The organism is Knoellia flava TL1 (assembly GCF_000768675.1).
Classification (GTDB): Bacteria; Actinomycetota; Actinomycetes; order Actinomycetales; family Dermatophilaceae; genus Knoellia; species Knoellia flava.
Window position 1 is genome coordinate 155,821 of record NZ_AVPI01000012.1, and the last position, 22,902, is coordinate 178,722.

General features: G+C 71.1%; 25 protein-coding genes. 9 read left to right on the forward strand and 16 right to left on the reverse strand.

Annotated features, from left to right (window positions below; translation table 11 throughout):
- Positions 1-80: 80 nt before the first annotated feature.
- Genes N798_RS06085 through glpX form a run of 4 tightly spaced genes read right to left on the reverse strand, consistent with a single transcriptional unit; the run spans position 81 to position 4,252 of the window.
- On the reverse strand, positions 81-596 hold the full coding sequence (locus N798_RS06085; protein WP_035947029.1) for a beta-class carbonic anhydrase: 516 nt from the start codon (positions 594-596) through the stop codon (positions 81-83).
- A complete protein-coding gene (locus N798_RS06090) occupies positions 593-2,308 on the reverse strand; it encodes a fumarate hydratase (protein WP_035947031.1) in 1,716 nt (571 codons plus the stop codon). Before N798_RS06090 ends, N798_RS06085 begins: the two co-directional genes overlap by 4 nt.
- A gap of 8 nt (positions 2,309-2,316) precedes the next feature.
- The gene (locus tag N798_RS06095) at positions 2,317-3,252 is read right to left on the reverse strand and encodes a PfkB family carbohydrate kinase (protein ID WP_035947033.1); all 936 of its coding nucleotides are present in this window, start codon (positions 3,250-3,252) and stop codon (positions 2,317-2,319) included.
- Position 3,253: 1 nt separating this feature from the next.
- On the reverse strand, positions 3,254-4,252 hold the full coding sequence (glpX, locus tag N798_RS06100; RefSeq protein WP_035947035.1) for a class II fructose-bisphosphatase: 999 nt from the start codon (positions 4,250-4,252) through the stop codon (positions 3,254-3,256).
- A gap of 120 nt (positions 4,253-4,372) precedes the next feature.
- Between glpX and N798_RS06105 the strand changes: the two genes are divergently transcribed.
- On the forward strand, positions 4,373-4,924 hold the full coding sequence (locus N798_RS06105; protein ID WP_035947037.1) for a DUF4245 domain-containing protein: 552 nt from the start codon (positions 4,373-4,375) through the stop codon (positions 4,922-4,924).
- Positions 4,925-4,933: 9 nt separating this feature from the next.
- On the opposite strand, the gene N798_RS06110 is transcribed toward N798_RS06105, so the two are convergent.
- From N798_RS06110 to N798_RS06125, 4 genes are all read right to left on the reverse strand, one after another.
- The gene (locus N798_RS06110) at positions 4,934-5,185 is read right to left on the reverse strand and encodes an exodeoxyribonuclease VII small subunit (RefSeq protein ID WP_035947172.1); all 252 of its coding nucleotides are present in this window, start codon (positions 5,183-5,185) and stop codon (positions 4,934-4,936) included.
- 10 nt (positions 5,186-5,195) lie between these two features.
- On the reverse strand, positions 5,196-6,419 hold the full coding sequence (xseA, locus tag N798_RS06115; protein ID WP_035947039.1) for an exodeoxyribonuclease VII large subunit: 1,224 nt from the start codon (positions 6,417-6,419) through the stop codon (positions 5,196-5,198).
- An 81-nt stretch (positions 6,420-6,500) separates the two neighbouring features.
- Positions 6,501-7,424: a hypothetical protein gene (locus N798_RS06120; protein WP_156971636.1), complete on the reverse strand. Its 924-nt coding sequence runs from the start codon at positions 7,422-7,424 to the stop codon at positions 6,501-6,503.
- A gap of 76 nt (positions 7,425-7,500) precedes the next feature.
- Positions 7,501-8,394, reverse strand: a complete 894-nt coding sequence (locus N798_RS06125) for a hypothetical protein (RefSeq protein WP_035947042.1) — start codon at positions 8,392-8,394, stop codon at positions 7,501-7,503.
- 183 nt (positions 8,395-8,577) lie between these two features.
- Here N798_RS06125 and N798_RS06130 point away from each other — a divergent pair, with 183 nt between their 5' ends.
- Positions 8,578-9,603 (forward strand): 4-hydroxy-3-methylbut-2-enyl diphosphate reductase, encoded by a 1,026-nt coding sequence (locus N798_RS06130; protein ID WP_035947044.1) that lies wholly within the window; start codon positions 8,578-8,580, stop codon positions 9,601-9,603.
- An 85-nt stretch (positions 9,604-9,688) separates the two neighbouring features.
- Here N798_RS06130 and N798_RS06135 read toward each other — a convergent pair whose 3' ends face one another.
- Together N798_RS06135 and N798_RS06140 are read right to left on the reverse strand one after the other, a co-directional pair.
- Complete coding sequence (locus N798_RS06135) at positions 9,689-10,405, reverse strand: DsbA family oxidoreductase (protein WP_035947045.1); 717 nt, start codon at positions 10,403-10,405, stop codon at positions 9,689-9,691.
- Between the two features lie 90 nt (positions 10,406-10,495).
- Positions 10,496-11,269 carry a TetR/AcrR family transcriptional regulator gene (locus N798_RS06140; protein WP_035947047.1) on the reverse strand — a complete coding sequence of 258 codons (774 nt, stop codon included), beginning with the start codon at positions 11,267-11,269 and terminating at the stop codon, positions 10,496-10,498.
- Positions 11,270-11,358: 89 nt separating this feature from the next.
- Between N798_RS06140 and N798_RS06145 the strand changes: the two genes are divergently transcribed.
- On the forward strand, positions 11,359-11,760 hold the full coding sequence (locus tag N798_RS06145) for a VOC family protein (RefSeq protein WP_035947048.1): 402 nt from the start codon (positions 11,359-11,361) through the stop codon (positions 11,758-11,760).
- A 122-nt stretch (positions 11,761-11,882) separates the two neighbouring features.
- On the opposite strand, the gene N798_RS06150 is transcribed toward N798_RS06145, so the two are convergent.
- Entirely contained in the window at positions 11,883-13,076 is a 1,194-nt protein-coding gene (locus tag N798_RS06150) for a DNA recombination protein RmuC (RefSeq protein ID WP_035947050.1), read from the reverse strand.
- 54 nt (positions 13,077-13,130) lie between these two features.
- On the opposite strand from N798_RS06150, the gene N798_RS06155 reads away from it, so the two are divergent.
- The 3 genes from N798_RS06155 to ychF are packed head-to-tail and all read left to right on the forward strand — an operon-like array spanning position 13,131 to position 14,983.
- Positions 13,131-13,664, forward strand: coding sequence for an NUDIX domain-containing protein (locus tag N798_RS06155; RefSeq protein WP_035947051.1), 534 nt, complete (start codon positions 13,131-13,133; stop codon positions 13,662-13,664).
- Positions 13,661-13,885, forward strand: coding sequence for a hypothetical protein (locus N798_RS06160; RefSeq protein ID WP_035947053.1), 225 nt, complete (start codon positions 13,661-13,663; stop codon positions 13,883-13,885). The genes N798_RS06155 and N798_RS06160 overlap by 4 nt, the downstream gene beginning before the upstream one ends.
- A gap of 12 nt (positions 13,886-13,897) precedes the next feature.
- Positions 13,898-14,983 (forward strand): redox-regulated ATPase YchF, encoded by a 1,086-nt coding sequence (gene ychF / locus N798_RS06165; protein WP_035947055.1) that lies wholly within the window; start codon positions 13,898-13,900, stop codon positions 14,981-14,983.
- Positions 14,984-15,105: 122 nt separating this feature from the next.
- On the opposite strand, the gene N798_RS06170 is transcribed toward ychF, so the two are convergent.
- Entirely contained in the window at positions 15,106-16,275 is a 1,170-nt protein-coding gene (locus N798_RS06170) for a serine hydrolase domain-containing protein (protein WP_035947058.1), read from the reverse strand.
- Between the two features lie 142 nt (positions 16,276-16,417).
- The gene (locus tag N798_RS06175) at positions 16,418-16,636 is read right to left on the reverse strand and encodes a hypothetical protein (RefSeq protein ID WP_035947173.1); all 219 of its coding nucleotides are present in this window, start codon (positions 16,634-16,636) and stop codon (positions 16,418-16,420) included.
- A gap of 167 nt (positions 16,637-16,803) precedes the next feature.
- Between N798_RS06175 and N798_RS17235 the strand changes: the two genes are divergently transcribed.
- From N798_RS17235 to malQ, 3 genes are all read left to right on the forward strand, one after another.
- Complete coding sequence (locus N798_RS17235) at positions 16,804-17,226, forward strand: DUF3311 domain-containing protein (RefSeq protein WP_052116972.1); 423 nt, start codon at positions 16,804-16,806, stop codon at positions 17,224-17,226.
- Positions 17,223-18,869, forward strand: coding sequence for a monocarboxylate uptake permease MctP (mctP, locus tag N798_RS06185; protein WP_035947060.1), 1,647 nt, complete (start codon positions 17,223-17,225; stop codon positions 18,867-18,869). The genes N798_RS17235 and mctP overlap by 4 nt, the downstream gene beginning before the upstream one ends.
- A gap of 80 nt (positions 18,870-18,949) precedes the next feature.
- On the forward strand, positions 18,950-21,097 hold the full coding sequence (malQ, locus tag N798_RS06190; RefSeq protein WP_188450367.1) for a 4-alpha-glucanotransferase: 2,148 nt from the start codon (positions 18,950-18,952) through the stop codon (positions 21,095-21,097).
- Between the two features lie 13 nt (positions 21,098-21,110).
- Here the strand turns inward: malQ and N798_RS06195 are convergent, their stop codons facing one another.
- The 3 genes from N798_RS06195 to N798_RS06205 are packed head-to-tail and all read right to left on the reverse strand — an operon-like array spanning position 21,111 to position 22,853.
- Positions 21,111-21,830, reverse strand: coding sequence for a type 1 glutamine amidotransferase (locus tag N798_RS06195; protein ID WP_035947064.1), 720 nt, complete (start codon positions 21,828-21,830; stop codon positions 21,111-21,113).
- On the reverse strand, positions 21,827-22,552 hold the full coding sequence (locus N798_RS06200; RefSeq protein WP_035947066.1) for a VIT1/CCC1 transporter family protein: 726 nt from the start codon (positions 22,550-22,552) through the stop codon (positions 21,827-21,829). Before N798_RS06200 ends, N798_RS06195 begins: the two co-directional genes overlap by 4 nt.
- On the reverse strand, positions 22,545-22,853 hold the full coding sequence (locus tag N798_RS06205; protein ID WP_035947068.1) for a 4a-hydroxytetrahydrobiopterin dehydratase: 309 nt from the start codon (positions 22,851-22,853) through the stop codon (positions 22,545-22,547). Before N798_RS06205 ends, N798_RS06200 begins: the two co-directional genes overlap by 8 nt.
- Positions 22,854-22,902: the final 49 nt, after the last annotated feature.

The following is a 22,902-nucleotide window of genomic DNA, read 5'->3' on the forward strand; positions in this document are numbered from 1 at the left end:
CCCCTTCTTGTCCGACTCATTGCGCGTTCGGCCCGTTCGTCGCTGCGCTCCTCACGGGCCGAACGCGCATTGGGTCGAGGTCAGATGCGCTGCTCGAGCAGGCCGCTGTCGACGTCGTAGAGGAAGCCGCCTACGGCGACGGTGTCGGGGATGAGCGGGTGCGAGCGCACGGCCATGACGTCGGCCTTGAGCGCGGCCTCCTGGTCGGGGACGACGTGGAAGCCGACCCACGACGCGTCGGTGCCGGCCTTCTCGCCGATGACCTCGCGCAGCTCGACCTCGGAGTACTTCGTCATCGCGCACCGGGTGTGCGGGACGACGAGGATGCGCTGCACGTTGAGCAGGTGCACGCCGAGGACGAGCGCCTCGAGCGCGGCGGAGGTGACGCGGCCGCCCGGGTTGCGGAAGATCTTGGCGTCGCCGGGGGAGAGGCCAAGCATGCCGAGGGGGGCGATGCGCGAGTCCATGCACGTGACGATCGCGATGCCGGCGTGGGCGACACCATCGAAGCCACCGAGGTCGAAGGTCTGCGCGAAGGTGCGGTTCGCCTCGAGGAGGTCGTCGAACTCGCCTGTCGCAGTGGGGTTCTCGCTCACAGCAGTCCTGCTCTCTTGGGAATGGTCATGGCCAGCGGCTTGGTGACGGACGCGAAGAAGTCGTTGCCCTTGTCGTCGACGACGATGAAGGCGGGGAAGTCCTCGACCTCGATCTTCCAGATCGCCTCCATGCCGAGCTCGGGGTACTCGAGGACCTCGACGCTCTTGATGCAGTCCTGCGCGAGGCGGGCGGCGGGGCCCCCGATCGAGCCGAGGTAGAAGCCTCCGTGGGACGCGCAGGCGTCGGTGACCTGCTTGCTCCGGTTGCCCTTGGCGAGCATGACCTTCGAGCCGCCGGCCGCCTGGAACTGCTCGACGTAGGAGTCCATCCGGCCGGCGGTCGTCGGTCCGAACGAGCCGGACGGCATGCCCGCAGGGGTCTTGGCGGGGCCGGCGTAGTAGACGGGATGGTCGCGCAGGTAGGCGGGCATCTCCTCGCCGGCGTCGAGGCGCTCCTTGATCTTGGCGTGAGCGATGTCCCGGGCGACGACGAGCGGTCCGGTGAGCGAGAGCCGGGTCTTGACGGGGTGCGTCGTCAGCTCGGCGAGGATCTCGTCCATCGGCCGGTTGAGGTCGATCTCGACGACTGCACCCTGTCCCGTGGACCCGGCCCCGGTGGCCTCGTCGTCGTGCTCGGCGAGCCCCTCGTGGGTGTTGTCGGGCAGGAAGCGGGCCGGGTCGGTCTCCAGCTGCTCGATGAAGACGCCCTCCGGCGTGATCTTGCCGAGCACCTGGCGGTCGGCGGAGCACGACACCGCGATCGCGACGGGCAGCGAGGCGCCGTGGCGGGGGAGGCGCACGACGCGTACGTCGTGGCAGAAGTACTTGCCGCCGAACTGGGCGCCGATGCCGAACTCGCGCGTGAGCTCGAGCACCTGCCCCTCGAGCTCGACGTCGCGGAAGCCGTGGCCGGTCGCCGGGTCGCCACTCGTCGGGAGGCTGTCGAGATACTTCGCGCTCGCGTACTTCGCTGTCTTGAGGGCGAACTCGGCGCTCGTGCCGCCGATGACGATGGCGAGGTGGTAGGGCGGGCAGGCCGCCGTGCCCAGCCCCCGGAGCTTCTCGTCGAGGAAGCGCATCATCGCCGCCTCGTTGAGCACCGCCTTGGTCTCCTGGAAGAGGAAGGACTTGTTGGCGCTGCCGCCGCCCTTGGCCATGAAGAGGAACTTGTATGCCGTCTCGTGCCCCTCCGCGGTGTCGGCGTAGAGCTCGATCTGCGCGGGAAGGTTGGAGCCGGTGTTCTTCTCCTCCCACGTCGTCACGGGTGCCATTTGCGAGTAGCGCAGGTTGAGGGTCGTGTAGGCGTCGTAGATGCCGCGCGAGAGGGCGCGCTCGTCGGTGCCTTCGGTGAGGACGTGTTGCCCGCGCTTGCCCATGACGATGGCCGTGCCGGTGTCCTGGCACATCGGCAGGACACCGCCCGCGGCGATGTTGGCGTTCTTGAGCAGGTCGAGCGCGACGAACTTGTCGTTGTTGCTCGCCTCGGGGTCGTCGAGGATGTTGCGGAGCTGCTGGAGGTGCGCCGGGCGCAGGTAGTGCGCGATGTCGTGCATCGCGGTCTGGCTGAGCAGGCGCAGCGCCTCCGGCGCGACGTGGAGGAACCTGCGCCCGCCGGGTCCGTCGACGACCTCGACGCCGTCCGTCGTGAGCAGCCGGTATGCCGTGTCGTCGGCGCCGACCGGCAGCAGGTCCTCGTAGGCGAAGTCAGCCATGGTGTCCTTCAGATCTCCTCACGGGTGGGGGCGTAGGCGCCGGAGCGGCCGACCGTGACGGCGCTCGTGCCGAGCGCTCGCTCGACGGCGGGGGTGACGGCGTCGAGGGTCGCCGCGCGCAGTCGGTCGCGGGCGGCGGCGTCGCCGAGCAGCCCGGCGTCGAGGAGCCCGGAGACGAGTCCGGCCATGAACGAGTCGCCGGCGCCGACGGTGTCGGCGACCCTGTCGACCCGTGCCGGTGCGTCGCCGACCTCGCCGGTCGAGCTCACGCGGTAGGTGACGCCGTCGCCGCCACGGGTGACGACGACGAGGCCGGGACCCAGCCCGCCCCACGCGGCCATGACCTCGGGAAGGGAGCGGCCGGCATACAGCCACTCGACGTCGTCGGCGCTCGCCTTGACGACGTCGCTCACGGTGATGAGCTCCTCGATCCGCACGCGGACCTCGTCGACGGTGCCCATGATCGTCGGCCGGACGTTGGGGTCGTAGGAGATCGTCGCGTGCGCGCGGGCGTCGGTGAGGGTGCGGGTGATGACCTCGGCGCCGGGCAGCAGGGTGGCCGCGATCGACCCCGTGTGGACGTGGCCGAAGCGCGCGAGGTCGTCGACCGGGCGCAGCTCCCAGTGCAGGTCGAAGTCGTACTCCGCCGCGCCGGAGTCGTCGAGGGTGGCCTTAGCGGTGGAGGTCCCGTGACCGCCGGCGTCGAGGTTCTCGATGGTGACGCCGTGGTCGGTGATCTGCTCGCGGCAGCGCCGGCCGTGGCCGTCGTCGCCGAGCGTCGTCGCGAGGACCGTCTCGTGCCCGAGGCGGGCGATGCCCATGGCGACGTTGGCGGGGGAGCCGCCGACGTGCTCGGTCACGGCCCCGTCGGGGGTGTGGACGATGTCGACGAGGGTCTCGCCGACGACGAGGACCGGGGTGCTGGGCGCGGCGTCGGTGGTCATGTCAGCCCTCGCTCCGGGGGAGGCCCGCGGTCCGGTCGAGCACGTGGTGGCTCTCGATGACGCGGACGGTGCCGGACTTGCTCCGCATGACGATCGAGTTCGTCGTGGCGCGGCCCCGGGAGTAGCGCACGCCCTGCAGCAGCTCGCCGTCGGTGATGCCCGTGCCGACGAAGAAGCAGTTGTCGGAGGTGACGAGGTCGTCGGTGGTGAGGACCTTGTCGAGGTCGTGGCCGGCATCGATCGCCTTCTGGCGCTCGTCGTCGTCCTGCGGCCAGAGCCGGCCCTGGATGACGCCACCGAGGCACTTGATGGCGCAGGCGGTGATGATGCCCTCGGGAGTGCCGCCGATGCCGAGCAGCAGGTCGATGCCGGTGGTCTCGCGCGCAGCCGAGATGGCGCCCGCGACGTCGCCGTCGGAGATGAGCTTGATCCGGGCGCCGGTGTCGCGCACCTCGCGGGCGAGGGCCTCGTGGCGGGGGCGGTCGAGCATGACGACGGTGACGTCCTCTGGGCGCTCCTTCTTGACCTTGGCGATGCGGCGGACGTTCTCGGCCGCAGGCAGGCGGATGTCGACGACGTCCGCGACCTCGGGACCGGCGACGAGCTTGTCCATGTAGAAGACGGCGCTCGGGTCGTACATCGAGCCCCGGTCGCTCACGGCCATGACGGCGATGGCGTTGGGCATGCCCTTGGCGGTGAGGGTCGTGCCGTCGATCGGGTCGACCGCGACGTCGACCTCGGGGCCCGCGCCGTTGCCGACCTGCTCGCCGTTGAAGAGCATGGGCGCGTTGTCCTTCTCGCCCTCGCCGATGACGACGGTCCCGCGCATCTCGACGGTGGAGATGAGGGCACGCATCGCCTCGACGGCGGCGCCGTCCGCGCGGTTCTTGTCACCTCGTCCGACCCATCGCCCGCCTGCCATCGCGGCGGCCTCGGTGACCCGGACGAGCTCGAGCGCGAGGTTGCGGTCGGGGACGTTCGCGGAGGGGGCGTCGGGCATGAGGAACCTGTCCTTCGTGACGTGGCGCGGCAGCCGGTCAGCGGCGGCCGGGGAGCGGTGGCCCGACTCTATCGCCGACCCGATATGGGGAATCGTGCGGTCATCGGCGACCATGGAGGGGTGAGCCAGACGCCGGCGAAGAGCCACTACTCCTCGGGATCCGTCCCCAACATGGTGCGGTCCCTGCTCGTCATCGGGGCGCTCATGGGCCTCATCTGGTTCATGACCCCGCGGGTCAACAGCATCGGTGGACCCGTCGTCGACGTGCACGCGACCGCGGTCGACGTGGCGGAGCAGAGCGGCTGGCCTATCTCGGAGGCGGTCGACCTGCCGAAGGACTGGAAGACGACGAGCGCCCGCTACGTCCGTGGCACCGACGGGCTCATGACGTGGCACGCGGGCTACCAGGCGCCGTCGGGCAACTACGTCGCCGTCGAGCAGACGCGGGACGCGACCCGGGCGTGGGTCGAGGCCCAGACGAACCGGGCACGACGCGTCGGCGAGCTCGAGGCCGCCGGGACCACGTGGGTCAAGTACGAGCGGGGCGGCAAGGTGCAGAACAGCCTGGTCGACCGCCGCACCGGCTCGGGCGAGCTCACGACGCTGCTCACCGGGACCGGCACCTTCGAGGAGCTCGCGTTCGTCGCCGAGCACCTGGGCCCGGTCACGTGAGCCACGCCGTCACTCGCTGAGCTTGGCCTCGGCCTCGTCGAGCCACTGCGCGCAGTGGGCGGCCAGCACCTCGCCGCGCTGCCACAGGCCCATGCTGTCCTCGAGCCCGACCTGGCCGTTCTCGAGCCGGGCGACGATGTCGACGAGCTCGTCGCGGGCGGCCTCGTAGCTCATCTCGGCGACGTCGGCGTTGGCCTCGTCGACCTCGGGTGCGGCGACAACGGTCTCGTCCGACTCGGGCTGCGGGGTGTCCTTGGCCATGACGTGCACCCTAACCCTCGGTCCGGACGCCGAAGTCGCCCCGAGCCACGGTGACGTGGAGCAGCTCGTCGACCTCGAGCTCGGCGGGGTCGTGGACGACCGCGCCGTCGACCCGTTGGACGATCGCATAGCCCCGGTCGAGGGTCGACTGCGGCGAGAGCGTGCGCACCTGGGCCCGGAGGTGCCCGATGTGGTCCTGGTGGCGGTGCACCTGTGCCTCCACGCGGTGGTGGGCGCGCGAGCGGAGTGCTGAGACCACGTCCCGCTGCACCCGGACGAACGCACCGGGGTCGGCGAGCACGGGGCGTGAGCGCAGCTCGACGAGCCGGCGCCGCTCGTGGTGCAGCCGGGACGCGAGCGCGCGACGGGCCCGGGACCGCGCCGCGTCGACGGCGTGGTGCTCGCGCTCGGCGTCGGGGACGATCGCCTTGGCGGCGTCGGTCGGGGTCGAGGCCCGGTGGTCGGCGACGAGGTCGAGGAGCGGGGTGTCGACGTCGTGCCCGATGGCGCTGACGACCGGGGTCCGCGCCGCGGCGACGGCGCGCAGCATGGCCTCGTTGCTGAAGGGGAGGAGGTCCTCGACCCCTCCGCCGCCACGTGCGATGACGATGACGTCGACGTCCGGTATGCCGTCCAGCTCGCCGAGCGCCTGGGTCACCTCCGTGACCGCGGTGGAGCCCTGCACCGCCACCTGCCGGATCTCGAAGCGGGCTGTCGGCCAGCGGCGTCGGGTGTTCTCGACGACGTCCTTCTCCGCCGCGCTCGCCCGGCCGCAGATGAGCCCGATGCGTCGCGGCAGGAAGGGCAGCGGTCGCTTGCGGTCGACGTCGAAGAGGCCCTCGCTCGCGAGGTTGCGCTTGAGGTACTCGATCCGAGCGAGCAGCTCGCCCACGCCGACCGGGCGGATCTGGCGGCCGTCCATCGTCAGGGTCCCTCGCTGGGTCCAGAACGACGGCTTGGCCTGCACGACGACCCTGAGTCCCTCGCTGACCGGCGCCGCCATGGCGTCGAGGGCGTTGACGTGGATCGAGACCGACAGCGACATGTCGACGTCCGCGTCGCGCAGGGTGAGGTAGGCGGTGCGGGCTCCCGGGCGGCGGTTGAGCTGGACCACCTGCCCCTCGACCCAGACCACCGACATCTTCTCGACGTAGTCGGCGATCTTCATCGAGAGCAGGCGCACCGGCCACGGCGACTCGGCCGTCGTGTCGGCCGCACGCTCCGGGAGGGACATGCCGCTCAGTCAACACTGCCCGACGGACACCGCGAGCCTCGACGCGCCACCGTCACGACGACGCGGCGGCCAAGGTCGGCCTCACTCGCCGAACAGTGGTGACCGGGCGAACGGGGCGACGGTCGACAGGTAGGTCGGGGAACCGGTGAGCTTCGTCGGGGCCACACCGAGGTCGACGATCGGGGTGGTCGTCCCGGTCGCGTGCCCCACGGCATACAGACGCACCGTGCCGGTGTCGCGGTCGATCCCGGCGACGAGGGTGCCCTGCCTGCCGCAACCGTCGGCGACGAGCGACTCGTGGGCGGCCCACCCGCTCGTGCGGACCACCTTCACCACGGGCTTCATCGGCCTCGCGAGGGGGATCCGCACCGTGTAGAGCGCGCCACCGTTGGTGGTGACGAGGAACGTGTCGTACGTCGTGGTCTGGCTGTTGTGCGCCATCGCCCTGACCGAGGAGAAGCCGGGAGCGGACTCCTTCGCCGCGTAGCCACCCGCACGGACCTCCCAACGGTTGAGGGTGCCGTCGGATGCGAGGGCGTAGGTGCGGTGGTGCGAGGTCGCCTCGGTGGCGTTCAGCGGTGAGTACTGCACGATGGAGAGGGCCTTCATGGCGCCCCAGCCACTGCCGATCCGGGTGAAGGTGAGGCCACTCGGCGGCTTGGGCTGGTAGCGGTAGGCGTAGGTGTACAGCGAGTCGCCGAGGACGACGCTTCCTCGCGTCTCGGCGTCCGCGGGAACCACTGGTTCGATGATCGCGTCCGAGGCGAGCCTGGCGACACCCGGCGCGAAGACGGGTCCAGCGTCAAAGCGCGGTGGCGTCGACGTCACCGGCTGCGTCGCGGTGAACGTGGCGCTGCCCTGCCTCCCGTCCGGCGTGACCACGCCCACGCTGATCGAGCACCGCTTCGCGTCCTGCGCGCTGGCGTGCGCGTGAGGAAGCGCCGCCGCGGCCGACGCGACCCCGACGACTCCTGCCAGGCGGCCCAGTCGTGTGCGTGTGGACATGGCCCCAACCCCTTGTGCCTCGGTTCCGGACGCCCATGTCCGAAGGAGGATTTTTTCACCTTGGCGCGGGCGCCGCTCATTCCCCGAACGGAGGAGGCTCGACATCCGACCGCGGCGACGGCACACCCGGGGCACTGACCTTGTCCGGGAACGTGCCGGGCAGTCGGCCGAGACCCCGGATGACCGTGCTCGTGCCGATCGCGTGCCCGACGGCATACAGGTAGGCCAGTCCGGTGTCGTGGTCGACGCCGACGAGCACGGTCCCGTTGCCGCCGCAGACGTCGGCGATGAGGGTCTCGAGCCCCTGCCACGTCCCGGTGCGGACGACGGTGACCACGGGGCTCATCGGGGAGGCGATGGGGATGCGCACGGTGTAGAGCGCGCCGCCGCGCGTGTTCATGAGGAAGGTGTCGTAGGTCGCGGTCATGCTGATGAGCGTCATCGACTTCACCGACGCGAACCCCGCGAAGGACTCGTGACCCCGCCACGTCGTGCCCGACCTGACCCACCGGTGGAGCGAGCCGTCGGCCTTGAGCCCGTAGAGGGTCGTCCGCGGAGTGGTGACGTCACGGTGGGCGTACTCCGCGACCTCCATCTCGCGCATCGTCGACCACCCTCCGCCGATCCGGGTGAGACGCGGGTCGCCGGGCTCGAGGACGGCATCATCGGTGTCGGCGTAGACGAAGTGGTGGAGCACGTCGCCGAGGACGACCCAGCCGTAGGTCTCGAAGGACTGCTCGTCGACCTGGTCGACGGACGTGCGCGACAGCAGCCGCGCGGCGCCGTCGGGGAAGACGTCGCGCATCGAGGTGCGCGGTGGCCAGGCGGTCGGGACGCGGGTGCCGTCGTAGGAGCGCCAGAGGTGGTCACCGGTCGGGGTCACACCGACCGTGTCGATGATGCAGCGGTCGGGGCCGGTGCGCTGCGGCGTCGCCGCGCGAAGACCGCCGGCCGCGGCAGTGCCCGGCACGCAGAGCGTCGCGCACGCAATGGCGCCGGCCAGTCCTCCTGCCACTCCCCGTCGAACCAGCTGATCCCTGCGCGTCCGTGCCGACATCGGCTCCTCCTGTGCCCGTCGTACCCCAGTCCATCGACGGTACTCCCGCCGGACGGCATACAGGGGGGGTTCAGGTGCGCCCGTAAGATGGGAAGCATGACCGCCACGACTGACCAGGCCACCAAGCGCGTGCTCCTCGCCGCGCCCCGCGGCTACTGCGCCGGGGTCGACCGGGCCGTCGTCACGGTGGAGAAGGCGCTCGACCTCTACGGCGCACCGGTCTACGTGCGCAAGGAGATCGTCCACAACAAGCACGTCGTGACGACACTGGAGAAGCGCGGCGCGATCTTCGTCGAGGAGACCGACGAGGTCCCCGAGGGCGCCACGGTGATCTTCTCGGCGCACGGCGTCGCCCCGGTCGTCCACGAGGAGGCCAAGGCGCTCGGGCTCAAGACGATCGATGCGACCTGCCCGCTCGTCACCAAGGTGCACCGCGAGGCAGTGCGGTTCGCCAGCGACGACTACGACATCCTGCTCATCGGCCACGAGGGTCACGAGGAGGTCGTCGGCACGGCGGGCGAGGCGCCCGAGCACATCACCCTCGTCGACGGTCCCGACGACGTCGACAACGTCGAGGTCCGCGACCCCGACAAGGTCGTGTGGCTCTCCCAGACCACGCTCTCGGTCGACGAGACGATGGAGACCGTGCGTCGGCTGCGCGAGAAGTTCCCCGCGCTGCAGGACCCGCCCAGCGACGACATCTGCTACGCCACCCAGAACCGCCAGCTCGCGGTGAAGCACATGGCCCCCGAGTGCGACCTCATGATCGTCGTCGGCTCGCGCAACTCTTCGAACTCGGTGCGGCTCGTCGAGGTAGCGCTCGAGCACGGCTCGAAGGCCGGCCACCTCGTGGACTACGCCGAGGAGATCGACGACACGTGGCTCGAGGGTGTCCGCACGGTCGGGGTGACCTCGGGTGCGTCCGTGCCGGAGATCCTCGTGCGCGGAGTCCTCGACTACCTCGTGGGTCACGGCTTCGAGGACGTCAAGCCCGTCGTGGCGGCCGAGGAGTCGCTCATGTTCTCGCTCCCCAACGAGATCCGTCGTGACCTCAAGGCCGCGGGCATGTCCGACAAGATGCGCCACGACGGCTCGTTCGCCGAGGCCGGATCGCTGCACTGACGGTCGTCCGTTGACGTGCTGAGGGCGCGGCCCCCCTGTGGGTGCTGCGCCCTCAGCACGTCTGCGGTGCGCGATCGGGTGCGCGTCAGACCGGGCAGCCGTCCGGTCCGCAGGCCGCGTCGCCCTCCGCGCCAGTGGCGCCGGGGGCGCTCACCATCGTCAGCGGGTGAGCCTCGCCCCAGGCCTGGTCGAGCACCTGCGTGAAGAGCTCGGTGGGTTGCGCGCCGCTCACGCCGTACTTCTCGTCGACGACGAAGAAGGGGACGCCCGAGATGCCGTAGCGCTGCGCCTGTGCGATGTCGTCCCGGACGGACTCGGCGAAGGTGCCGTCGGCGAGGGCCGAGCGGACCTCGCCGGCGTCGAGCCCGATGGACGTCCCGAGGCGGACGAGGGTCTCGACGTCGCCGATGTCCTCGCCGTGCTCGAAGTGCGCGGACAGGAGGGCCTCCTTGGCCTCGTCCTGGCGGCCATGGCTCGCGGCGAGGTGGATGAGCTCGTGCCCAAGCAGGCTGTTGGCGACGACGAGGGAGTCGAAGTCGTAGGCGAGCCCTTCGCCCGCGGCCACCTCCGCGACGTGGTCGAACATCTGGCGCACCTGCTCGCGCGGCATGCCCTTGCGCGTCGCGAGGTAGTCCAGCTCGGTGCCGTCGTAGTGCTCCGGCAGCGACGGGTCGAGCTGGTAGCTGTGCCACGTCACCTCGACCGACTCGCGGTGCGGGAACCGAGCGAGGGCGCTCTCGAAGCGGCGCTTGCCGATGTAGCACCACGGGCAGGCGATGTCGGACCAGATGTCAACCTTCATGAGAAGTTGAACCGTCAAGGACTGTGGAGTGTTCCCCCCGCCGTATGCCGGCCGCGCACCGTTGCGCGTTCGCCCTCGCCGCCATCGACCTCAGTCACGCTCGATGAGGGCGGCGAGTCCGTCGAGGGTGCGGGCCAGCCCGAAGGTCCATGCGGCGGCCTCGCTCCAGGCGGAGCCGTGTGCCTCTCCGGCGGCGGCGCCTATGCGGGTCGCGCGCGGGTAGGCCGTCGGGTCGAGCGCCCGCTCGAGGACGGGCTGGTTGGCGGCCCACCACTGCTCGTCGCTCATCGCGGTGTCGGTCGTGGCCCGTCGGGCGTCGTGGGCCGACCGGGCGTGGGACTGCACGAAACCGAGCAGGTAGGTGAGGGCCGCGTCGGTGTCGACGTCGGAGAGTCCGCTGCCGTCGAGGGCGGAGAGCTCGTGCTCGTACTTCGCCATTACCCCCGGGCCGAGCGGGGGCCGGCTGAGCGCGGCGACCTCGGTGAGCCACGGGTGGGTGGTGAGCAGCTCGAGGTTCGACTCCGCGACGGAGGTGAGCCGGCTGCGCCACCGCGACCGCCCCCACGCAGGACGGGGCATCTGCGCGTAGAGCGCGTCGACCATGAGGTCGAGCAGCTCAGCCTTGCCCGGGACGTAGGTGTAGACCGACATCGCCGAGACCCCGACGCGCTGGGCGACGGCTCGCATCGTCACGGCGCCGAGGCCTTCCTCGTCGGCGAGCGAGAGAGCTGCATCGACGACCTGCGCCACGGTCACGGACCGTCCCGGACCCTTGCGCGGCTGGGCGGAGGGGTCGCCCCAGAGCAGTGCGAGCGTCCGGCTCGGCTCACCGGCGCCGGTGCTGCGGGTCCTCGGAGGCGTCACGGGAACAATCGTGGCACACAGGCGTTGTACGTCGTACACCGTACTGCGTACACTGAAGCGAACGCAGTCATCCACGACAGGAGAGCGCCTTGCGCATCACCGACTCCGCCATTTCCCTCAACGTCCCCGACGTCGAGGCCTCCGCCGCCTGGGTGCGCGAGCACCTGGGCTTCACCGAGGCGATGGCCGCCGACGGGTTCGCCTCGCTGGCGCACGAGGACGCCGGCATGAACCTCATCTACCTGCGGACCGAACTGCCGACGTTCAAGCCGGCAGCGGCCGCGGGTCGCGCCGACGGCCTGCTCGTGGTCTTCACGGTCGAGGACATCGACGCCGACTACGCGCGCCTCGTCGACGCCGGCGTCGAGGTCGTCACGCCCATCGAGACCGAGCCGTGGGGTGAGCGCTACTTCCAGATGACCGACCCCAACGGCGTCGTCTACCAGCTCGTCCAGTGGGTCGAGCCGACCGACCCGCAGTACGCGCAGTGACCGCCTGAACCACTTCTTGCCCCGCTGCGACACGTCGGTCGAGCGTTGCCGCGACTGTCGCAACGGGGCAAGAAGTCGGTGTCGCAACGGGGCAAGAAGTCGCGGTGTGAGCGGGGACGTCGCTATCCCGCGCGGGAGTCCGAGCCGGCGTCGGAGGCCGTCCCTGCCTCGGGCAGGAGCTCGGGTCGTGCGTCCTGCGCTGAGACGGCCTCGAGCAGCTCGACGGCGGTGAGCACCCGCGGCCCGGTCTGGAGCGGCGGCAGGTCCGGCAGGTCGTCGCTGACGAGCTCGAGGTCCTGCATCCGCCGCGCCGTGACGAGGACGCGCGACTCGAGCGCCCCGACGAACTGGTTGTAGCTCTCGACCGTCGCGTGGAGCGAGCGCCCCATCTTGGCGGCGTGCGTGCCGAGGGTGGCGAGGCGGCGGTAGAGCTCCTGCCCCAGTGCGAGCAGCTCGCGTGCGCTCGCCGACAGCGCGTCCTGCTGCCAGCCGAAGGCGACGGTGCGCAGCAGGGCCAGCAGGGCGCCGGGACCGACGAGAACGACCCGCTCGGTCATCGCCCGCTCGTGCAGCCCGGGGTCGGCCGCGAGGGCGGCGGCGAGCATCGCGTCGCTGGGCACGAAGCAGACGACCATCTCGGGCGTCGCGTCGAACGCCGCCCAGTAGTCCTTGGCCGAGAGCGTCTGCACGTGCTGGCGCAGCGCTCGGGCGTGGTCGCGCAGGAGCTCGGTGCGCTCGTCGTCGCCGAGGTCCTCGGTCTGGGCGTCGAGGAAGGCGGCCATGGGCGCCTTGGCGTCGATGACGAGCGAGCGGTCGCCGGGCAGCCGCACGACGACGTCGGGACGGACCTCGCGGTCGTGACGACCCCGGGCGCGCACCTGCTCCTCGAAGTCGCAGCGCGCGAGCATGCCCGACGTCTCCAGGACGCGTCGCAGCTGCACCTCGCCCCACGACCCGCGCACGGACGACGACCGGAGCGAGCCCGCGAGCGACTGCGTCTGGCGGCCGAGCTGCTGGGCCTCGGACTCGACGCGCCCCATGACCGCACGGATCGCACCGAACTGCTCGACCCTGTCGCGCTCGAGCACGCCGACCTGGCGCTCGACCCGGCCGAGCGCGTCGCGCAGGGGAGCGAGCAGCGAGGCGGTCTCGAGGTCCTCGGCCAGCGAGGCCTCGAGATCGACGACCCGCTCGCGCAGCAGGTCGCGCTCGGTGGCCACGGAAGCCGCGCGGACGGCATACGACTGCCGGAGGAGGAGCCAGGCCGCCAGGGCACCGAGAACGATGCCGCCCACCAACGCGATCCACGGGTTCATGGGGCACACCGTGCCACGCGGTGCCGACAACGCCTCGCAGGCTAGCCTCGGTGCATGGCCGATGCTGGGGAGACCGACACCGCGACCGAGTCACGCCGCCATGCCGCCATCAACATCCTCAACTCGCGGCTGCCGCGCAAGCGCAACATCGCCCAGGGGCTGCTGCGCAACGAGGACGGCGAGGTGCTCCTGTGCGAGCTCGCCTACAAGGGGGAGTGGGACCTGCCGGGAGGCGTCGTCGACCCCAAGGAGTCCCCGGCCGCGTGCGTCGTGCGCGAGATCAGCGAGGAGCTCGGGGTCGCCGTCGGCGTCGACGGGCTCTCCGCGGTCAACTGGCTGCCGCCGTGGCGGGGCTGGGACGACGCCGTGCTCTTCCTCTTCGACCTCGGGGCGGTCGAGCGCAGCTTCGTCGACGGGCTCACGCTGCTGCGGCGGGAGATCAGGGCGGTCCACTGGGTCGCGCCCGCCGACCTGGCCGACCACGTCGCGCCGTACACCGCGCGGATGCTGGAGCGGGTCCTGGACGGCGGCTCCACGGCATACCCGATCTATCTCGAGAACAGCGAGACGCCCGGCGGCATGGGGTGAGCGGCGGGAGGTTCCTCGCCCTCCTGGCGGGGCTGCTCGGCGTCGCGTTCGTCCTCGTGTGGGTGCTCGTCAGCGTGGCCGCGCTCGTCTACGCCCTCACCAACGAGGACGGCGGGTCGGCGGGTACGTATGCCGGGCTGGCGGTCGCCGGCCTCGCCGTGGGGGCGCTCGCGGGGTGGGGCGTCCGTCGCGTGGCGAGGGCACGCCGGCCGCCCCGGTAGACTCCTGTCCCCGTGGCACTCACCATTGGAATCGTCGGGCTCCCCAACGTCGGCAAGTCGACGATGTTCAACGCCCTGACCAAGAACAACGTCCTCGCCGCGAACTACCCGTTCGCGACCATCGAGCCCAACGTCGGCGTCGTCCCGCTGCCGGACTCGCGGCTCGAGCGGCTCGCCGAGATCCACGGCTCCGAGAAGATCCTCCCCGCGACGGTGTCCTTCGTCGACATCGCCGGCATCGTGCGCGGAGCCTCGGAGGGTGAGGGCCTGGGCAACAAGTTCCTCGCCAACATCCGCGAGGCCGACGCCATCTGCCAGGTCGTGCGCGCCTTCGAGGACGGCGACGTCGTCCACGTCGACGGCAAGATCTCGCCCGAGTCCGACATCGAGACGATCCACACCGAGCTCATCCTCGCCGACCTCCAGACCCTCGAGAAGGCCGTCGTGCGCCTCGAGAAGGAGGCGCGCATCAAGAAGGAGAGCAAGCCGCTCCTCGAGAACGCCCTCGCCGCCCAGAAGGTGCTCGAGGAGGGCAGGACCCTGTATGCCGCCGGGCCGCCTGCCGGTGTCGACCTCGCCGAGGCGAAGGCGCTGGGTCTGCTCACGACGAAGCCGTTCATCTACGTCTTCAACCTCGACGAGGACCAGCTCACCGACGAAGGTCTGCAGTCGTCGCTCCGGGACCTCGTGGCGCCGGCCGACGCGGTCTTCCTCAACGCCAAGCTCGAGATGGACCTCATGGACATGTCGCCCGAGGACGCACAGGAGATGCTCGAGGGGTTCGGCGCGACCGAGTCCGGCCTCGACCAGCTCGCGCGCACCGGGTTCCACACGCTCGGGCTGCAGACCTACCTCACCGCGGGCCCCAAGGAGTCGCGGGCGTGGACGATCGGGCAGGGGTGGACCGCGCCGCAGGCGGCCGGGGTCATCCACACCGACTTCCAGCGCGGGTTCATCAAGGCCGAGATCGTGTCGTTCTCCGACCTCGACGAGATGGGCACGATGGCCGCGGCCAAGGCTGCCGGCAAGGTCCGCATGGAGGGCAAGGACTACGTCATGCAGGACGGCGACGTCGTGGAGTTCCGCTTCAACGTCTGACCGTCGGGTTCGGTCGACAAGGTCCCACAGAACGCGGCATGGAGGTCGCGATCCGTGGGACCTTCTTGTATGCCGGTGGGTCGTCGGCGTCGGCGTCGGCGTCGTCGGAGTCGCCAGGGTCATCAGTCGAGGAGCCTGGCGGCGGTGACGAGCTGGCGGACGAAGGGGTGCGCGTCGACCTTCGACGGGACGAGGATCGCAATCGACAGCTGCTGCTCGGGGTAGACGGCGACCACGCTGCGATAGCCGGGCATGGCGCCGACGTGGCCGATCCCGTCCATGCCGAAGTTCTGCCAGTAGTCGTCGGCGAAGTTGATGGTCCCCAGTCCGTAGTGCTGGTCCTCGGTGAATTTGGTCATCTCGGCGACCGACTCCGGGTGCAGCTGCAGGCCGCCGTAGAGCGCGCAGCCCCACCGCGCCAACGACTCCGCATCCCCGGCGCCGGCGCCGGCACCGCCCAGGGCGCCGACGCACGAGCGGAAGGGGATCCACGTGCGGTCCCGGATGGCCTGCGGCAGCGACTCGTCCGCGCCGGGCGCGGCCAGCGGTGGAGACATCGTCTGAGGGTCCTGGATCACGAGGCGCTCGAGACCGAGCGGATGCCACAGGTCGCGCTCGAGGAGGGTGGCGAGGTCCGCGCCCCCGACCTTGGCGGCGAGGAGACCGAGGAGCGCGTAGTTCCCGTCGGCGTACCGGTAGTCCCCGCCCGGAGCCGTGCTCGGTGTCTTCGAGGTGGCGAGGAGCTGCTCGGGGGTCCAGCGGGTGTCAGGCTTGGCTGCGACGGCCTCGAAGTCCCAGCTCCCGCGGATCCCGGAGCGTTGGCTGAGCAGCTGACGCACGGTCGCACCGTTCGAGAGCAGGGGAGAGCCGAGGTAGGTGGAGGCGGGCCGGTCGAGGTCGACCTTGCCCCGCTCCGCGAGGAGCATGACCTCGGCGGCGACGAAGGTCATCGTGATCTCGCCCAGCGCCATCCCGGCCCGAGCGTCGAGCGTCGCGCCGGCCCCGTCGACCCCGCTGGCCGAGCTCCACACCCCCCTGGGCGTGACCACCGCAGCAGTGACGCCCTTGACGAAGCCCTCCTGCACCCAGCGGCTGAGCTCTCGGCGCAGCGCGAGGACCTCCTCGGACGGCAGCTTCTCATTCTGGATGGCCGGCCACGGGAGCCCGGTGGAGTCGGAGGCGGACGTCGACGGCGAGCTTGTCGGGCCGACCTTCGGCTCGTCCGTGGAGCAGCCGACGACCATCCCGGTGAGCAGCAGAACCGTCAGGCAGATGCGCGGCAGATGTTTCATGGCCGACCTCCGTCTCGAGGCTACGCCCGGGCTCGTCGCCTGTCCGGTCCCTGGAGAAGCGTGACGGGTGACGCCTTCGCGAGGACCCCGACGGGTGCGCCGGGCCCCGGGAGCGGGGCGGAAGGGATACAAGCGTCCTGCGTCAGCGGTTGCGCGGGTGCTGCTTCGCGGTGCGCTCGTTGCCGCGCCTGTAGTTGCCGGTGACGCGTGCCATGAGCTCCTGGTCGTCGCCTGCCTCGACGTCCTCGACGAAGTCGCGGGCGCGGCGACCCCGCAGCACCGTCGCCATCGACCCGTGGTGGGTGATGACCACGCTGCCGTCGCCGCGCTCGTGCCAGTCGAAGCCCTCGGGTGTCCCCATGCGGGCAAGCGTCGCGACCGAGAGCGCACCCTGCAACCGGATTACGGTCCGGGACCGAGCGGCAAGGACGGCGGCGCGCCACTGTGACCTGCGCCACCTCGAGCCCCTATTGTGTCGCGGTGGTGCGCTCAACGGTGCCCGCATCCGAGACGAAAGAGGTCGTTCCCGTGGACGAACACGAGGTCGTGGACCATGACACGGTCCCACCCGCCAACAAGGGGTTGCTCGCCGCGGCCGGGGTGCTCCTGCTCATCCCGATCGTCGCGCTCATGTGGGTCAGCTCCTACAGCAAGGTCGAGCCGAAGCTCTGGGGCTTCCCGTTCTTCATCTGGTACCAGTTCCTCTGGGTGTTCCTCTGCTCGGCGATGACCTGGACCGCCTACCAGCTCGTGCTCCGGGCGCGCCCGCACCGGCCCATGGGTGACGCGCAGCGACGCCCGGGCCGCCACCACGGCCGCCACGAGCGGGGAGCGACGATCGGCGACGCCGGTGACACCGACCTGCACGACGGCCAGCCCTTAGACGACCGCGCGGCCGACACCGACCGCGGCACCGACGGACCCACCGACACCGAGGGAGGCCGGCGATGAGCGGCGTCAACTGGACCGCACTGGTCGTCCTCACGGCCCTGTTCCTGCTCGTCACCGTCATGGGCTTCATGGCCACGCGGTGGCGCCGTCCGACGAGCATGGAGTCCCTCGACGAGTGGGGCCTCGGCGGTCGCTCGTTCGGCACGTGGATCACGTGGTTCCTCCTCGGAGGCGACCTCTACACGGCATACACGTTCGTCGCGGTGCCGGCGGCGATGTTCGCGACCGGTGCCGTCGCGGGCTTCTTCGCTGTGCCCTACACGATCGTGCTCTACCCGATCATCTTCGTCTTCATGGCGCGGCTGTGGTCGGTGAGCCACCGGCACGGCTACGTCACCCCGGCCGACTTCGTCAAGGGTCGCTACGGCAGCCGTGAGCTCTCGCTCGCCGTCGCCCTCACCGGCTTCCTCGCGACGATGCCTTACATCGCCCTCCAGCTCGTCGGAATCCAGGCCGTGCTGGAGGTCGTCGGCCTCGGCGGTGGCAGCAACATCATCGCCAAGGACGCACCGCTCTTCATCGCCTTCGCCCTGCTCGCGGCCTACACCTACAGCAGCGGCCTGCGCGCCCCGGCGGTCATCGCGTTCGTCAAGGACACGCTCATCTACCTCGTCATCATCGTCGCGATCATCTACCTGCCCACCAAGGTCGGTGGCTGGGACTCCATCTTCGGCGCCGCCGAGCAGAAGATGACGACGGTCAACGAGGCGACGGGCAAGCCGACGGGGGCGTTCATCCCCGGCAGCACGCAGATGTGGGCCTACGCGACGCTCGGCCTCGGCTCGGCGCTCGCGCTCTTCATGTACCCCCACTCGATCACGGCGAGCCTGTCGGCGAGCGGCCGCAACGTCATCCGGCGCAACGCCGCGATCCTGCCGGCCTACTCGTTTGTGCTCGGCCTCCTCGCCCTCCTCGGTTGGGTCGCCATCGCGGCGGGCACGAAGCCGATCGGCCTCGACGGCAAGCCCAACGCGCAACTCGTCATCCCGCAGCTCTTCGAGGACATGTTCCCGAGCTGGTTCGCGGGCATCGCCTTCGCGGCCATCGCCATCGGCGCGCTCGTGCCCGCGGCGATCATGTCGATCGCGGCGGCCAACACGTTCACCCGCAACATCTACCGCGAGTGGCTCAAGCCGGATGCGTCGCCGCAGCAGGAGGCCAAGGTCTCCAAGCTCGTCTCGCTCGTCGTCAAGGCGTTCGCGCTCGTCTTCGTCCTGCTCCTCGACAAGCAGAACGCGATCAACTTCCAGCTCCTCGGTGGCATCTGGATCCTCCAGACGTTCCCGTCGATCGTCTTCGGCCTCTACACCCGCTTCTTCCACCGGTGGGCGCTGCTCGCCGGCTGGGCGGTCGGCATGGTCTACGGCACCTGGTCCGCCTACAACGTCGTCAACCCGGTGACGGGCGCGCACTTCGGTGGCTCGCTCGCCAACATCCCGGGCATCGCGCAGATGGGCTACATCGCGATGACGGCCTTCGTCATCAACCTCGTCATCGCCGGTGTCCTCAGCGCGGTCCTCAACGCCATGAAGGTGTCGAACGGCCACGACGAGACCATCAAGGGCGACTACTTCGCCGACGCGGGCGACCCCCGCGTCGAGAAGCTCGACGTCGGTCCGCACGAGACCACGGCCAGCCCGTGACCTGACCGGACCCGTCACGAAGGGCGCCACCGCACTCGCGGTGGCGCCCTTCACCGGTCCGCGGACGGCATACGGGCAGGATGGGTGACGTGACCCCCACCGCCCCGTCCGCCGCCCTCGTCGAGCTCGCGCACGCCCACGGTGTGGCGACCGACTTCCACGACTGGCTGGGCCAGCACACGGTCATCTCGGACCGGACCCTGCGCACCGTCCTCGGCGCTCTCGGCGTCGACGCCGGCTCCGAGGAGGCCGTCTCGGCCGCGCTTGCGGACGCCGAGAACCGCCCGTGGCGGCGCACCCTCCCACCCACCGTCGTATGCCGTGCCGGCTGGACTCCCTGGGTCCACGCCCACGTGCCCCACGGGAGCGGCGTGAGACTCACCGTGGAGCTCGAGGACGGGACGACCCGCGACGTGCCCCAGGTGGAGCGCTGGGTCCACCCGCGCACCATCGACGGGCGCGAGGTCGGTGAGGCGACGTTCGAGCTGCCCGGCGACCTGCCGACGGGGTGGCACCGCATCGTTGCCCACCTCGACGCACCGGCGGTGACCGACGGCACCGACACGGCCACCCTCGTCGTCACGCCGCAGCGGCTCGAGCTGCCCGAGGCGCTGCGCCACGGCGGGGTGACCGGGCTCATGACGCAGATCTACCAGGTGCGGTCCGCCGCATCATGGGGCGTGGGCGACCTGGGTGACCTCGGCGACCTCGCGTCGTGGGCGGCGACGGAGCTCGGTGCGGAGTTCGTCCTCGTCAACCCGCTGCACGCCGCCGAGCCGGTCGTGCCGATGGAGGCCTCGCCCTACCTGCCGACGACGCGGCGCTTCGTCAACCCGGTCTACCTCCGGGTCGGCGACATCCCCGAGCTCGTGCGACTCGACGCCGGTGCCCGCGCCCGGGTCGACGAGCTCGCCGACTCGGTCCGCGCCCTCGACGCCACGGACACGATCGACCGCGACGCCGCATGGACGGCGAAGCGCGAGGCGCTCGGCCTCATTCACGCACTCGGGCTGGAGGGGCGGCGGGCGCGCGACTTCGAGCGCTTCCGTGAGCGCGAGGGGGAGGGTCTGGCGACCTTCGCGACGTGGTGCGCGCTCGCCGAGCGCCACGGGCTGCCGTGGACGGACTGGCCGGTCGAGCTCCACGACCCGGCGTCACCGGCGGTGACCGAGTTCGCCGCGGCGCAGGCCGACCTCGTCGACTTCCACATGTGGCTCCAGTGGCTGCTCGACCGCCAGCTCGGCGAGGTCCAGCGCGAGGCGACGGAGGCCGGCATGTCGCTCGGCATCGTCCACGACCTCGCCGTCGGCGTGCACCCCTTCGGCGCCGACGCGTGGGGCCTGGCCGACGCGCTCGCGAGGGGCGTGACGGTCGGGGCTCCGCCGGACCAGTTCAACCAGCTCGGCCAGAACTGGTCGCAGCCGCCGTGGCATCCCGAGCGGCTCGCGGAGCTCGGCTACGCGCCGTTCCGCGACATGGTCCGCACGGTCCTGCGCGACTCCGGGGGCATCCGCGTCGACCACGTCATCGGCCTCTTCCGCCTCTGGTGGATCCCGCAGGGCGAAGGGCTCACCCCTGCCGACGGCACCTACGTCACCTACGACCACGAGGCCCTCATCGGCATCCTCTGCCTCGAGGCCGAGCGTGCCGGCGCCGTCGTCATCGGCGAGGACCTCGGCGTCGTCCCCGCCATCGCCCGCGACTACCTCAGCGAGCGTGGGGTGCTCGGGACGAGCATCATGTGGTTCGAGAACACCGACGGGGCGCCGACGCCTCCCGAGAGCTACCGCGAGCTCTGCCTGTCGTCGGTGACGACGCACGACCTGCCGCCGACAGCCGGCTTCCTCGCGCTCGAGCACGTCGCCATCCGCGAGCGGCTGGGCCTGCTCACCCGGCCGGTCGAGGAGGAGCGGGCCGCCGAGGAGCACTCGATCGCCACGGTCCGCGACGCGCTCGTGGCGCGCGGCTGGCTCGAGCCCGGAGCCGGGCCGGCGTCGATGGTCGAGGCAATGCACCGTTGGATCGGCCATACCCCCAGCGTGCTGCGCGCGGTCTCGCTCGCGGACGTCGTCGGCGACCGCCGCGCCATCAACCAGCCGGGCACCGAGGACGAGTACCCCAACTGGCGACTCCCGCTCACCGGCCCGGACGGACGACCGGTCTCGCTCGAGGACGTCATGGGGTCCACGCTCGCGGAGCCTCTCTTCCGCGCCACCCGGGGCGACTGAGCGGTCCGGCCCCTCAGGCGTCGACCGGCACTGAAGCGAGCTGACGCGCGAAGGCGTCGGCGACGGAATACCCCGTCGTCCGCAGCGCCTCGCGACGCGACTCCATCGCCTCGAGCCAGGTCGTGGGGGAGTCGGGGGCCTCGTGCGGCTCGGGCCGGAAGCCCGTCATCCAGCCCCTGAAGATCTCGGGGGTCGTCTCGGGGTGGAACTGCACACCCCAGGCCCGCGTCCCGAAACGGGCAGCCTGGACCGACCCGTCGGGCCCCGTCGCGAGCGACCGCGCCCCCAGCGGGAGGCGGCTGACGACGTCGCCGTTGTAGTGGACGACGTCGCGACCGCCGAGCCCGGCCAGGAGGTCATCGGACGCGCCAGCAGCACTGAGGGACAACGAAACCAGCCCGCTCGTGCGCCCTCTCGGGTTGAGCGCGACCTCGCCGCCGAGGGCGACGCCGAGGAGCTGGTGGCCCAGGCAGACGCCGAGTGTCGGTATGCCGTCCGCTACCGCGGTGCGCAGCAGCGCCTTCGTCGGTGCGAGCCATGGGAACGCGTCGTCCTCGTAGGCGTTCATCGCCCCGCCGAGGACGACGAGGGCGTCGTGCTGGAGCCGATCCGGAACGGTGTCGCCGAGGTCGCCACGCACCGTCTCGATGGTGATGCCGTGCTCCACCCAGCGTTCGGCGAGCCATCCGCCGGGTGCCTCGGGCTCGTGCTGGACGACGAGGATGCGCGTCATCCCACCTGGGTCCCGACGAGGAGGCCGATGAGGTAGGTGACGCCCATGGCGAGCAGGCCACCGGCGATGTTGCGCCAGACCGCGCGGTCGACGCGGGCAGAGCTGAGCCGGGCACTCACCCAGCCGGTGAGGAGCAGGGCGAGGACGACCGCGACGACGGTCACGGGGACGCGAGCGCTGGGCGCGACCGCGAGGATCGCGACGAGCGGGATGAGCGCCCCGACCGTGAAGGCGACGAGCGACGCCCAGGCCGCGTGCCACGGCTTGGTCAGTGCTTCGGGGTCGATGCCGAGCTCGGTCTCGGCGTGCGCCGCGAGGGCGTCGTGCGCGGTGAGCTGGACGGCGACGTCGTGCGCGAGCTCTGGACTGAGACCCTTGGCCTCGTAGAGCTCGGCGAGCTCCTGGAGCTCGGCCTCCGGCTCCTCCTGCAGCTCACGGCGCTCCTTGGCGAGCAGGGCCATCTCGGCGTCGCGCTGCGTGCTCACCGAGACGTACTCGCCGACCGCCATGCTCATCGCGCCCGCAGCAAGGCCCGCAAGGCCCGCGGTCCAGATCGTCCCGCGGTCGGTCGTCGCGGCGGCGACGCCGATGACGAGGCCGGCCGTCGACACGATGCCGTCGCCCGCGCCGAGGACGCCTGCGCGCAGCCAGTTGAGGCGCTCGCCGAACGACTGGTCGTGCGGCTCGTCGTGCTCGGCGACGAGGTCGGTCGGCTCAGCCATCGACGGTGACGCCGTGCCGGCGGGCGATCTCGGTGATCCGGTGGGCCTGCTCGATGTCGAGCTGGGTGAGGCCGTCGGCGTCGTGGGTCGTGAGCAGCCACGACGTCGTGCGCCAGCGGATGTCGATGTCGGGGTGGTGGTTCATCTCTTCGGCGACCTCGGCCGCCTCGGACACGATCGCGATGGCGGTGGGGAAGTCCGGCGCCTCGATGGTCGCGACGATGGCGTCGCCCTCACGGGTCCACTGGGGGAGGTCGGCGAGCTGGCGCTCGACCTCCTCGTCGGTCAGCTTGCGGCTCATGGCTCCAGCCTGTCCCGGCTGGGCGGGTCCGTCCAGCAAGGCGCGCCTA